This is a genomic window from Caballeronia sp. PC1 (assembly GCF_021353155.1).
Classification (GTDB): Bacteria; Pseudomonadota; Gammaproteobacteria; order Burkholderiales; family Burkholderiaceae; genus Caballeronia; species Caballeronia cordobensis.
Map to the genome: position 1 here is coordinate 589764 of NZ_JAJUBH010000002.1, position 12387 is coordinate 602150.

The window sequence follows — 12387 nt, forward strand, 5'->3', positions numbered from 1 at the left end:
TCCTCGGGTTCAACCGAACGTGAATGCGTAGGCTTCGACGCCAGGGTCGAGAAATTCGATCGTGAAGGTGCGGTCCGCTACCTGTCCCGTTTGCCGCACGAGTTGATAAAGGCGTTGCCCGGTGACGGTGCCGCTTCCATCGGCATTCACATCGCTGCCATGCGATGCACCCGGCGCGGCGCCGTCGATGCTCACGCGAAAGCGCACCGGCTTGCCATCCTTCGACGGCCCGAGCACCAGATGCAGATCGCGCGCATGGAAGCGATACACGATGCGGCCCGTCCCGCCTTGGAGCGTCGCATTCTCCGCGCCGACCTTCCATGCGCCCGCAAGCCCCCAGTCGTTGACATCCAGCGCTTTCGGCGCGGCATAGTCGTGAATGCGATCGGGCCGCTCGCCGCCCGGCGACATGAACTGCTGCGCGCGCTCATAGCCGATATACGTTTCCGGCGAACGCATGTCCGCGTTATCGGCCTGCATCATCGCGCCCTGGCCGATGGCCTTGTCGTCGTGCGTGGTCATCGCAGCGGCAGGCGGCGCACCGTGGCCCGCTTCGGCGAGCAAGGTCTGAATCACACGCTCGGAGTGCGCGTAATCGCCTTCGCCGAAATGGTGATAACGGATATTGCCTTGCGCATCGATGAAATAGTGCGCGGGCCAATACTGGTTGTTCAACGCACGCCATATCGCATAGTTGTTGTCGATCGCGACGGGATAATCGATGCCGAGATCGTGAACCGCCTGCTTCACGTTATCCACATTACGCTCGAATGCGAATTCCGGCGCATGCACGCCAATCACGACGAGCCCCTGATCGCGATACTTCTGCGCCCAGCTTTTCAGATAAGGCAAGGTGCGCAGGCAGTTGATGCAGGAATACGTCCACACATCGACGAGCACGACCTTGCCGCGCAACGCTTCCTTCGTGAGCGGCGGCGAGTTGAGCCATTGCACGGCGCCGTCGAGCGGCGGCAGCGCGCCTTCCACGGGAAGCGTCGCGGCTTTCGGCGGTTCGGTGCTTGCACGCATCATCGCGGGGGCGTCGTTGGACGCGTCGTTGGACGCATTGTTGGACGTATTGGCGGCTTTCATCATCGCGCCGTCGTTTCGATTCGACAGCTTGTCGACGAGATGCTGCTCGATGCCCGAAGTCGCGACCGTCGATACCCGGGCGAGCACGCCGGTGTCGAGCCCGAGCGCAATCGCGGCGACACCGGCGAGCATCGCCACGCCGATGCCGCGCCGCACCCATTCGCCCGCGCCCAGCGAGCGCTTCATCGCGGTGAAGACGCGTCCGCCGATGAGCAGCGCAATCGCGAGCGACGTGGCCGCGCCCGCCGCATAGGCAATCAGCAGGAGCGTGGTACCGACGCTCGCGCCATTGAGCGCCGCGCCCGTCAGCACGAGGCCGAGAATCGGGCCTGCGCACGGCGCCCACAGCAGCCCCGTCGCGATGCCGAGCACGAACGAGCTGCCGGTCCCCGGTGTTCCGTCGCCGCGTTGCGCGAATGCGGTCAGACGATTGCCCGCGCTGACGAGCGGATGCATCACGCGCTCGGCCAGGCTCGGCAACAGCAAGGTGAGGCCGAACACCGCGAGCAAGACGATCGCCGCCCAGCGGCCGTACTGATTGGCCTGCGTGACCCAGCCACCGCCGACGGCGGCAAGCGTCGCGACCGCGGCGAAGGTCAGCGCCATGCCCGCGAGCAAAGGCAGGCCGCTCTTGACGAACGGCTGATCCGCGCGCGAAAACACGAAAGGAAGCACGGGCAGAATGCACGGACTGAGAATCGTCAGCGCGCCGCCGAGATAGGCAAGAACGATGAGCAGCATGATGATGTCGTGTCGTGAGTGAGAGGAAAGCAGGCGCGGTTCAGGCCGCGCCAGGCGTGAAGTTCATCGCGATGCCGTTCATGCAGTAGCGCAGGCCGGTGGGTTTCGGACCGTCGTCGAACACATGGCCGAGATGACCGCCACAACGGCGGCAATGCACTTCGGTGCGGACCGTGCCGAACGAACCGTCGATGCGCGTGCCGACCGCATGATCGAGCGGCGCCCAGAAACTCGGCCAGCCCGTGTGACTGTCGAACTTGGTGCGCGACGAAAACACCGCGAGCGCGCAGCCCGCGCAACTGAACAGGCCCGCGCGATGCTCGCCGTTCAGCGGGCTCGTATAAGGGCGCTCGGTGCCTTCGCGGCGCAGCACGTCGAATTGCGCGGGATTCAGCAGGCGGCGCCACTCGTCGTCGCCATGGACGATCTCGAAGCTTTCCTGCGATGGGGCTTTCATTGGCGAGCCCGCCGCCAGCACGCGCAGGCGGCCGCCGAAGGCGAACGTGGCGACGGCCGCGGCGGCGCCCGTCATGAGAAAACGGCGGCGTGTCTGCATGATGCGATCCTCGTTTTCGACTGGATTGGCTGCATCGTAGCCGCGCGCGTATCCCCGAGTCCTCACCGAAAGTTAAATTAAATGTGATACTTGGCTGCGCGCTTTTCTGCACAATGACGCACAGGAAACCTCGTTTGCCGACGACATTCGCTCATGGATCATCCGAAACGCATTCTGATCGTCGAAGACGACGTGCATATCGCCGAGGTGCTCAGTCTCAATCTGCGCGACGAGCGCTATGAAGTCGTCCACAGCGCCGACGGCGCCGAAGGCCTGCGCCTGCTCGAACAGGGCGGCTGGGATGCGCTGATTCTCGATCTGATGCTGCCCGGCGTCGATGGCCTCGAAATCTGCCGCCGCGCCCGCGCGATGACGCGCTATACGCCGATCATCATCACGAGCGCGCGTTCTAGTGAAGTGCATCGCATACTCGGTCTCGAACTCGGCGCGGACGACTATCTCGCCAAGCCCTTCTCGGTGCTCGAACTCGTCGCGCGTGTGAAGGCGCTGTTGCGCCGCGTCGATGCCGTCGCGAAGGATTCGCGGCTCGATGCGGGGCGTGTCGAAGTCGCGGGCATCGCGATCGATCCACTTGCGCGCGAGGCATGGGTCGATGGCGCGCGCATCGAACTCACGCCGCGCGAATTCGATCTGCTGTATCACTTCGCGCGCCATCCCGGCAAGGTGTTCTCGCGCATGGATCTGCTCAACGCGGTGTGGGGTTATCGGCATGAAGGTTATGAGCACACCGTGAACACGCATATCAACCGCTTGCGCGCGAAAGTGGAGAAAGACGCGGCCGATCCGCAGCGCATTCTCACCGTATGGGGCCACGGCTACAAGCTCGCGCCGCATGCGCCCGATGACAAGGACGCCGCGCCGTGAAGCTCACGCTGTCGCAACGGCTCTTCGCGGTGTTCTGCGTGTTGCTGCTCGCGTGCTGCGGCGCGTCGGCATGGCTGCAGATTCGCGCGAGCGATCTGCGCGAGAAAGAGGTCATTCAAAGTCTTTCGCGCGGACTCGCGGCGCATATCGCGCGCGACGGCGCGCTTGCCGATGCGAAAGATATCGACGCGCCCGCCGTGCGCCGTCTCTTCAATCAACTGATGGTGGTGAATCCGAGCGTCGAAGTGTATTTGCTCGACAGCGCCGGCCATATCCGCGCCGACGATGCGCCGCCGGGGCACTTGAAACGCGATCGCGTCGATCTCGCTCCCATCGGCAAGTTTCTCGATGGCGATCCCTTGCCGATTCTCGGCGACGATCCGCGCAGCGGCGACAAGCGAAAGGTTTTCAGCGCCGCGCCGCTCGCCGCGCCCGGCATGCCGCCATTCGGCTATGTCTATGTCGTGCTGCTCGGCGAAGAGCACGATGCGCTCGCGGCGAAGGCATCGGCGAGCGCGGTACTGCGGACCACGCTGGCGTCGATGGGCCTCGTCACGTTGCTTGGCCTCGTCGCGGGCGTGGTCGCGTTCGGTCTGGTCACGCGGCCGCTGCGCCGCCTGACCGAGGCGATGCGCAACTTCGACGCACGCGGTGCGCCCGCCGAGAAGCCATTGTCGGCGATGCTGCCCGCCGATAAAGCCGATGAACGCGACGAGATCGCCGTGCTCGAAAGGACCTTTGCGCAGATGGCGGATCGCATCGCGGAACAATGGCGCGAGCTTGGGCGGCAGGACCGCGAGCGTCGCGAGATGGTGGCCAATATCTCGCACGATTTGCGTACGCCGCTATCGTCGCTGCATGGTTATCTGGAAACGCTGTCGCTCAAGTCGGATACGCTCGCCGATGCCGAGCGCCGACGTTATCTGTCGATCGCGCTTGCGCAGAGCGCGAAAGTCGGCCATCTCGCGCAGTCGCTGTTCGAACTCGCGAAGCTCGAACACGGCATGGTTGCACCGGAAGCCGAGCCATTCTCGCTCGTCGATCTGCTGCAGGACGTATTCGAAAAGTTCGAGTTGTCCGCGCAATCGCGCGGCGTGCGGCTCGATGCGCAGATCGCCCCGCGTTTGCCGAATGTCATGGCGGATCTGGGCATGATCGAGCGCGTGCTGACCAATCTGCTCGACAACGCGATCCGTCATACGCCCGCGCAGGGAACGGTCAGCGTGTCGCTCGCGCACGGGCGCAATCATGGCGATAGCGTGACCGTCACGGTCCGCGACACGGGATCGGGCATTCCGCCCGCCATGCGCGACGCGCTATTTCAGCGGCCGTTTGCATCCGGCGGCGCGCATCGCGGCGGCCTGGGCTTATTGATCGTGCAACGGATGCTGCAATTGCACGGCAGCCAGATTCGCCTGATCGATACGACGGAGACCGGCACGGCGTTCGAGTTCGACCTTCCTGCCGCCACTGCGCCGACAGGCAATGGCGCGCCCCGAATAAGCGGACGGCACGATTGAAAAAAAAGCCCGGCGTGAATGCCGGGCTGAATGGGATGGTCATCGCCTGCGCCGTGCCGCGCTGTTGAGAGCGCGTGTGGCGTTGCCCGGTCTGACCATCCGCGTGGACGTTGGATGAAAGCCGGTGCGCTGCGAGTAGCGGCATCGCGCCGCTATGTTGCCCGCGCCTTAAGTCATGTTTTAATCTCCAATGCTTAAACCAATCTTAAGGACCGTGCGGTGCGCGAAACGCCGCGCCGGCGTTTTCGTCATAATGCGTTTATTCGTTGCCCCTGCTCGTGTTGTTTCGCAATGTGGTGGATGCATACACACGATTCTGGCCGTGCTCGACGGCAAAATGTGCCGAGTGACACCTATGTGAAACCCTGCGGCGTTCCTCTATGAGGAAACTTTCCTTGGTTTCCCGCGATATGTTTGCTAGCATGTAATCGAGCCGCATGCTGACGCGCGCGTTCCGAGTCACGAGGCGCAACACCCGGCGGCCGATTCAATAAGGATCTTTGAGGCGAAAAGTAATCGAAGCGCGTAATGTCCGCGCTTGGCCTTCACTCGTTTGTCACATCATGCGCGAGGCACAGTCGCTTCGTGGGGAACCTGATAAGCATATCTTCAGCGCGTTCATTGTGCACAGCCATTTGCGCTGTTTCGTTTAACGCGGGTAATTAAAAAACGTATCGCTTTCGTGAAGCGTCTTTAGCCGAATCTTAAGGTAATCGGATCGAATGTTGCCGGTTTTGTCGCAGCACGTTTAAACGCGCGCGCAATTCAATTCGGCGCTTCGACATAAGACGCGCATATCTCTTGGCGTTGCAGGTGATTTCCAGGCAATGAGTTATCGTCATCGCTTTCGAATGACGATGGGATATCACGCGCACAGGATGCGCACACCATGCGGGAGGGAACGTGGAAACGGAACTCAGCCAACGGCTTGCGAAGGCATTATGGCGTTGTGCGTTGCACGGGCATGTGCTGGCCTATCAGCGCTTTCATGCACTGTGCGACAAGAGCGTGCCGCTGCCTCAGCGCTATGCGGCGCTCGAATCCGCGATCAAGACGCTCGGCGATGTGCGCGACATCGACTATGGCGTGCTCATGGCGCTGGACAGCGGCTTGCCCGGAGCGGAGTTCTTCCAGCGTTATCTGCGGCATCGTCATGGCGAATACGTGACGCAGATGGGCGATCCGAAATATCACAGACAGACGCTCGCGGGCAAGCGCACGCTCGTCGCACGGGAGCGCGACCGCGTCTATGCCCACGCGCGGATGCTGGAAGAGGAGCGAGCGCGACAGGCCGCGTGATTCAGGCGTCGGCTGCCGATTCCCGCTCGCGCTGTTCGCTCAGCACGAGACCGAGCCGTTCGACGAGATTCTTGCGCGCGTTCGCGGTGTGCAGATCCGTGAGCGCGGCGGCTCGCTGGCCGTCGCCTTCGTTGACGGCCGTCGCGATGGCCGCGTGCTCGTCCCAGATCGCCTTGCGCTGTCCCGATACTTGCAGCACCGCGCCCATCACGCGGCGCAGATGCACCCAATGCGTCTGCGCGGTCTCGGCGATTAGCGGATTGCCCGACGCCGCGTAAATCGCGTTGTGAAACGCCAGGTCGGCGTCGATCATGGCCTTCACATCGTCGCTCTTCGAGGCGCGCCTTCCGTTGGTGATGAGCGCCTTGTCGATCTTCGCGCCCCGTTCGGCGGCAAGACGCGCGGCGAGCGAGTCGAGCGCGCCGCGAATTTCGTAGAGGTGACTGATCCACGCGGGATCGAGCGGGGTGACGAGCAGGCCGCGTCCGGGCGCATCGACCACGAGGCCGTCCTTCTTCAGCAGGCGCAAGGCCTGAAGGACGGGCGAGCGCGAGACGGCGAGTTGCTCGGCGATTTCTTCCTGCGTGATGCGCGTTCCGGGCGCGAGCGTACCGGAGCTGATGGCGTCGAGCAGCACTTTGTAGACCTCGTCCACATAGTCGGTGCGCGCCTGGAGCTTGAGAAGTTTGGCGGCCATGGTATTTACTACATGTCTGGATACAGAATACGCCAAGCTTACAGCGCGGCGGCGTCGTGCGTCAACGCGCTGCGAGGGAAACAACTGCGCTAGCTACGGAACGCGAGCAGCCCGTGAGCGAGCTTGCCGCGTCTTGAGTATCCTTCGATACTGGGAATCCGGCCCTTGCAGGACGGCGTCCCATCAGGAATCCATGTCAGCGGACTCGAACGGCGCGTTCGCGCCGCGCAGGCCGCTCAACACAATGCACAGGAGTCTGGCGATGTCGATCGAAAAGGTTTTATACCGTGCGCATGCCCATGTCACTGGCGGACGCGACGGCCGCGCGACCGTGCCCGAAAGTAATCTCGAACTCAAACTGACAACACCGAAAGAGTTAGGCGGTGGTGGCGGCGACGGCACGAATCCGGAGCAGCTTTTTGCCGCAGGTTATAGCGCGTGCTTCATCGGCGCGATGAAGTTCGTCGCCGCGCGCGACAAGATCACGCTGCCGAAAGACGTCGCGGTCGATGGCAGCGTGGGCATCGGTCAAATCCCGGATGGCTTCGGTATCGAAGCGGAATTGAAGATTTCATTGCCGGGCATGGATCGCAACGAGGCGCAGGCATTGATCGATAAGGCTCATTACGTATGCCCGTATTCCAATGCGACGCGCAATAACATCGATGTCAAGTTGACGCTTGTCTGAGTGACGCTTGCCTGAGCGCGCTCGAATGTTCGAGCGCTCCTTCTGCGCACGCTCGAACGCCGTATTGTTTTTCGGGCGCGCGTAGATGCCGTACAGGAGGAAACGATGCTGACATCTGGAATCGACCACGTTGGCCTTACCGTGCGTAACCTGGAAGCGACGCGAGACTTCTTCGTGCAATGCCTCGAATGGAAGATCGTCGGCGAGCGGCCGGAGTATCCCGCCGTATTCGTCTCCGACGGAAAACTATTGGTTACGCTATGGCAGGTGAAAGACGACTCGGCGCCAAACGCGTTCGATAGGCGAAAGAATATCGGGCTTCACCATCTCGCGTTTCGCGCAGCGGATGAAGCCGCGCTCGCGACGATTCTCGAGCGCGTGTCGGCCTGGCCGGGTGTCGAGGTGGAGTTTGCGCCAGAACTGTTAGGCGCCGGTCCCAAACGCCATATGATGATTTATGAACCGGGCGGCATCCGGATCGAATTCGATTTCGATCCTCGCGTTTAGCTGAGGAAATGCGCTAAGGGCATGCTTTCGAACGCAACCGGGGGAGTGACGAACTCCACCGGTTCTGAATGCTTGATCAGCCGATCAGAAATGGCGTGCGGTCTTCGACAGATGCGAGCCACGCAGGCGCGCGGCCACGTCCGCTCCACGTTGCGCCGGACTGCGGATCGCGATAGAGGGCAGGTTGAGGGCCGCGCGGTTGCCCCTTTGCTCTGCCTTTCCCCTTGGCTGCGACGCCGGCTTTGCCTTTAGTCTTGGCAACTGATTCGCTTGCGCCCACCGCGAATTTGCTGCGGTCTTTCGCTTGAGCGATCCATCCGGGCGCACGCCCGCGACCACTCCACGTTGCTCCGGTTTTCGGATCCTGATAAGCCACCGTGCTTTGCTTCTTTAGCGACTTCGACCGTCCGGTTTTCTTGCGCGTGCCCGAATACTGTTCGATGTCCGAGATACTCAATCCGTGAAGCGACATCAAGTCCCGAATCTTTTGCAGCGCGCCTTCCGATTGCTTTGCGACGAGTGCATCGGCTTTCGCCTGAAGTGCTTCGATACGTGCCTGAATACTTTCGAGCGTTGACATGACGAATCTCTAATTGATGGTTTTTGCACTATGCCATGCGCATGCACGATACGCCAGAGGTAATTCGTATAAATGCGTTGCAAATGAAAGGGATAACTTTGTTAGGCGGTGCGTCGCACATTCATAACGGCAGCCTTAAAAAAACCCTCCAGTTCTTTAGCGTCCTGCGATGAACTTTCGTTTCACGATTGCATTCCTTCGGCACGCGAACGGCGGCGAAGCGAACGAAAGGCCATGCGAGGCAAACAGATGGTTCATCAAAAATGATGCATGGAATCATCAATCATCATTTTACATGAGACATCGCGCGGCCTATCGTGTCTTCGACATCCATAACATTCCAAATCAGGAGACACCGCAATGCCCTCGACTGCTGGCCAGGACCTCTGGCTGATGCCTGCTTTCCACCAACTCGTCTCGCGCAAACGCAAGTTCATCGCGCGCCTGACGCTCGGCACGCTGGTGCCGTATTACGCCTTCGTATTGATCGCCGCATTCGCGCCGAATCTGCTTGCCGCGCGGGTCTTCGGCGCAAGCGTCATGACGGCGGGGTGGACCGTCGGCGTGTTGCTCATTGCGGGAACCTGGCTTCTCACGGGCCTCTACATTTACCGTGCGAATGGCGAATTCGATGCGCTTACGAGCGAAATCCTGAAGGGAGCAGGTCAATGAATCTGACGGCTATCTCGATGTTTCTCGCTTTCGTCTTCGCCACGCTCGCGATCACCTGGTGGTCGGCTTCGAAGACGCGCTCCATGAAGGACTTCTATAACGCGGGCGGATCGATCACCGGCTTTCAAAACGGTCTCGCGCTGGCTGGCGATTACATGTCGGCGGCGGCATTGCTCGGTCTCACGAGCATGATCTTCTTCAACGGCTATGACGGGATGATCTATGCCGTGAGCTTCTTCGTCGCCTGGCCGTTGCTGATGTTTCTGTTTGCCGAACGCATCCGGAACCTTGGGCAAGTCACGATTGCGGACATTGCTTCATTCCGTCTCGATCAGCAAAGAACGCGCGCGATGATGGCTCTGGGCTCGCTCACGGTCGTCTGTTTCTATCTCGTGGTGCAGATGGTCGGGGCAGGGCAATTGATTCATCTTTTGTTCGGGCTGAGCTACAACCAGGCGATCGTCGTCGTCGGCGTGCTCATGGCCGTGTACGTGACATTCGGCGGCATGGTCGCGACGACGTGGGTTCAGATCATCAAAGCCGTGCTGATGTTGTTCGGCGCAACCTTGCTGACATTTCTTGCGCTCAGGCAATTCGGCTTCTCACTGGACACGATGTTCGAGCAGGCGATTCGAACGCACAAGAACGGAAGCGCGATCATGCTGCCGAGCAAACTCGTCGCCGATCCGTTTGCGATGCTTTCGTTATCGGTCGGACTCGTATTCGGCACGTCGGGCCTGCCTCATATCCTCATGCGCTTTTTCACGGTGCGCGATGCGAAGGCCGCGCGCAAGTCGGTATTCGTTGCGACGGGCTTTATCGGCTATTTCTTTCTCGTGGTGGCCTTGCTCGGCGTGGCGGCAATTGCGATCGTCGGGCGCAATCCGCTCTTTTACGAGGGCGGGGTGATAGGCGGCAAGCTGATCGGCGGGTCGAACATGCCTGTCATGCATCTCGCGAAAGCGCTTGGCGGCGACCCGGCGCTCGGCTTTCTCTCCGCCGTTGCTTTCGCGACGATTCTGGCTGTCGTCGCGGGCCTCACGATGGCGGGCACATCCGCGATTTCGCACGATCTCTATGCGATGGTCTACAAGAAGAATCGCGCGACGCCAGAGAACGAGAAGCGCGTATCGCGCATTGCATCGATGGGCATAGCGGTGGTCGCCATCATGCTCGGCATGCTGTTCAAGGATCAGAACGTCGCGTTTCTCGTTGCGCTGACATTCAGCATTGCTGCGTCGGTGAATTTTCCGGTCCTGACGCTCGCGATCTACTGGAAAGGCCTGACCACGCGCGGCGCGCTTATCGGCGGCATGGCCGGGCTCGTCAGCGCCATTTCGCTGGTGGTCCTTTCGCCCGCCGTCTGGGTGAAGGTTCTGGGGCATGCGGCGCCCGTTTTTCCTTACGACTATCCGGCGCTCATCTCCATGAGTATCGCGTTCTTCTTCATGTGGCTCGGCTCCGTGACCGATCGCCGCGCTCAGGCCAATGAAGAACGGCGCAGATTCAACGATCAGTTCGTTCGTGCGCAGACCGGAATGGGCGCATCGGGCGCGGTGAGTCATTGATCCTCGAAGGAGTCGTCATGTCCAAAGCTCAGCCTCACCTCATGCCGGGATCCGTGCGTTTCAAGACGAGAGACAACGGACTCGGGTTTTCGCCAATCACCATCGTGCTTCACTGGCTGATTGCGTTTCTCGTGCTATCGATCATCGCAATGAAAATCGTCGCGCTTTTCGCAGCGTCGGACAACGCCGAGCGCTTCGTCAATCTGTGCGCAACGTTACTCTTTCCGCTCTCGATTTATCGGTTCTGGGCGCGCATCACGTCGTGGCATCCGTTGCCGGTCGGCACGCCGAATCCGGTGGAAGTGATGGTAAGCCGCTCGGTCGCCGTTGCGCTGGCTCTGGCGATGGTGCTCCTGCCGATTGCCGCGTGGCTTGCGAAATCGAGCGCGGGCGTACCGATCGAATTGCCGGGCGGTGTCATCGTGCCGGCCCTCATGCGTCCACATTTCGGTGCTGCGCATGTATTCGGCGTGCTGTTCGACATCGGCGCCGGCGCATTCTTGTGCGGACTTATCCTGCACATGTTCGGCGCCTTCAAAAATCACTTCGTGTTGAAGAACGATTCGCTCAGGCGAATGCTTGGCAAGCATGTGGAGCTTTGAACCATGAATGCAATCAATAGAAATGGGCCGACCAACGCCGTCGCCAGGCTTTGCGGCGTCCGCTATCCGATCTTCCTCGCCGGCATGGCAGCCATCTCGGGGCCTCGGCTCGTCGCGGCGGTCGCCAATGCGGGCGGGATGGGTACGATCGGCGGACTGCGGTTGCCGCCGCTCGCATTGCGACGCTGGATCGACGAAACGCGGGCGCTGACGGACAAGCCTTTCGGCGTGAATCTGGTGCCGTCGTTCGGCGGGCCGGATGTATTCGAGGCACAGTTTCAGGTTGTCCTCGAAAAGAAGCCGAACATGCTTTCGCTTTTCTATGCGGAAGCTTATCCGGATATGATCCGGCGCGCGAAAGACGCGGGCATGGTCGTGATGGTTCAGGTCGGTTCGGTGGAACTGGCGCGCCAGGCGATTGCCAACGGCGCCGATATCATCACCGCGCAGGGCAGCGAAAGCGGCGGGCATTTGAATCGCGGCACGATCGGATTGCTGTCTTTGTTGCCGGGCATTCTTGCCGTCGCAAAAGAGCGGCCCGTCCTCGCCGCCGGCGGCATCACGAATAGAAGCGATGTCGAAACGGTGATGCGCATGGGCGCGTCCGGCGTGCTCGTGGGCACGGCGTTCGTCGCTTGCGAGGAATCCAACGCGCATGCGCTGTACAAGCAAAAGATCGTCGAAGCGACGGTCGACGATACCGAGTATCGCACCGGTTATTCGTTTGGCTGGAAATACGGCACACCGCATCGCGTCATGCCAAACCGGGAACGCTGGAATCTGCTGCGATTCATCGGCGGCGGTGCGCGCATCATCGACAAGCCGCGCATGGCGCAAAAGCTGTCGCTCTATGCGGGACAAGGGGTGGGCAAGATCGATCGCGTCATGCCCGCAGCGGCGCGCGTGGCCGAACTGGCCGAAGGTCTGGCGTTCGACTGCGAGGAAGGATTGCAGTTTCGTTATGCGTGATTCGAACACGA

General features: G+C 61.1%; 13 protein-coding genes. 9 read left to right on the forward strand and 4 right to left on the reverse strand.

From position 1 onward, the window contains the following. Nucleotides 1-9: 9 nt before the first annotated feature. Nucleotides 10-1833, reverse strand: coding sequence for a cytochrome c biogenesis protein DipZ (locus tag LY284_RS18500; RefSeq protein WP_233387553.1), 1824 nt, complete (start codon nucleotides 1831-1833; stop codon nucleotides 10-12). A 40-nt stretch (nucleotides 1834-1873) separates the two neighbouring features. Further along, a complete protein-coding gene (gene msrB, locus LY284_RS18505; RefSeq protein ID WP_233387554.1) occupies nucleotides 1874-2389 on the reverse strand; it encodes a peptide-methionine (R)-S-oxide reductase MsrB in 516 nt (171 codons plus the stop codon). 153 nt (nucleotides 2390-2542) lie between these two features. On the opposite strand from msrB, the gene LY284_RS18510 reads away from it, so the two are divergent. From LY284_RS18510 to LY284_RS18520, 3 genes are all read left to right on the forward strand, one after another. After that, a complete protein-coding gene (locus LY284_RS18510) occupies nucleotides 2543-3274 on the forward strand; it encodes a response regulator transcription factor (protein ID WP_014250815.1) in 732 nt (243 codons plus the stop codon). Beyond that, entirely contained in the window at nucleotides 3271-4794 is a 1524-nt protein-coding gene (locus tag LY284_RS18515; protein ID WP_233387555.1) for a HAMP domain-containing sensor histidine kinase, read from the forward strand. The genes LY284_RS18510 and LY284_RS18515 overlap by 4 nt, the downstream gene beginning before the upstream one ends. A 903-nt stretch (nucleotides 4795-5697) precedes the next feature. Next, nucleotides 5698-6093 carry a hypothetical protein gene (locus LY284_RS18520; protein ID WP_014250817.1) on the forward strand — a complete coding sequence of 132 codons (396 nt, stop codon included), beginning with the start codon at nucleotides 5698-5700 and terminating at the stop codon, nucleotides 6091-6093. Between the two features lies 1 nt (nucleotide 6094). Here the strand turns inward: LY284_RS18520 and LY284_RS18525 are convergent, their stop codons facing one another. Next, complete coding sequence (locus LY284_RS18525; protein ID WP_233387556.1) at nucleotides 6095-6790, reverse strand: GntR family transcriptional regulator; 696 nt, start codon at nucleotides 6788-6790, stop codon at nucleotides 6095-6097. A 262-nt stretch (nucleotides 6791-7052) separates the two neighbouring features. Here LY284_RS18525 and LY284_RS18530 point away from each other — a divergent pair, with 262 nt between their 5' ends. Then, nucleotides 7053-7478, forward strand: coding sequence for an organic hydroperoxide resistance protein (locus tag LY284_RS18530; protein ID WP_014250819.1), 426 nt, complete (start codon nucleotides 7053-7055; stop codon nucleotides 7476-7478). A 105-nt stretch (nucleotides 7479-7583) separates the two neighbouring features. Continuing rightward, nucleotides 7584-7985, forward strand: a complete 402-nt coding sequence (locus LY284_RS18535) for a VOC family protein (RefSeq protein ID WP_233387557.1) — start codon at nucleotides 7584-7586, stop codon at nucleotides 7983-7985. Nucleotides 7986-8061: 76 nt separating this feature from the next. Here the strand turns inward: LY284_RS18535 and LY284_RS18540 are convergent, their stop codons facing one another. Next, nucleotides 8062-8565, reverse strand: coding sequence for an H-NS family nucleoid-associated regulatory protein (locus LY284_RS18540; protein ID WP_233387558.1), 504 nt, complete (start codon nucleotides 8563-8565; stop codon nucleotides 8062-8064). 360 nt (nucleotides 8566-8925) lie between these two features. Between LY284_RS18540 and LY284_RS18545 the strand changes: the two genes are divergently transcribed. The 4 genes from LY284_RS18545 to LY284_RS18560 are packed head-to-tail and all read left to right on the forward strand — an operon-like array spanning nucleotide 8926 to nucleotide 12376. Beyond that, on the forward strand, nucleotides 8926-9237 hold the full coding sequence (locus LY284_RS18545; protein ID WP_233387559.1) for a DUF485 domain-containing protein: 312 nt from the start codon (nucleotides 8926-8928) through the stop codon (nucleotides 9235-9237). Next, entirely contained in the window at nucleotides 9234-10805 is a 1572-nt protein-coding gene (gene actP / locus LY284_RS18550; RefSeq protein WP_233387560.1) for a cation/acetate symporter ActP, read from the forward strand. Before LY284_RS18545 ends, actP begins: the two co-directional genes overlap by 4 nt. Nucleotides 10806-10822: 17 nt before the next feature. Continuing rightward, nucleotides 10823-11407 carry a cytochrome b gene (locus LY284_RS18555; RefSeq protein ID WP_233387561.1) on the forward strand — a complete coding sequence of 195 codons (585 nt, stop codon included), beginning with the start codon at nucleotides 10823-10825 and terminating at the stop codon, nucleotides 11405-11407. Between the two features lie 3 nt (nucleotides 11408-11410). Beyond that, a complete protein-coding gene (locus LY284_RS18560; protein ID WP_233387562.1) occupies nucleotides 11411-12376 on the forward strand; it encodes a nitronate monooxygenase family protein in 966 nt (321 codons plus the stop codon). Nucleotides 12377-12387: the final 11 nt, after the last annotated feature.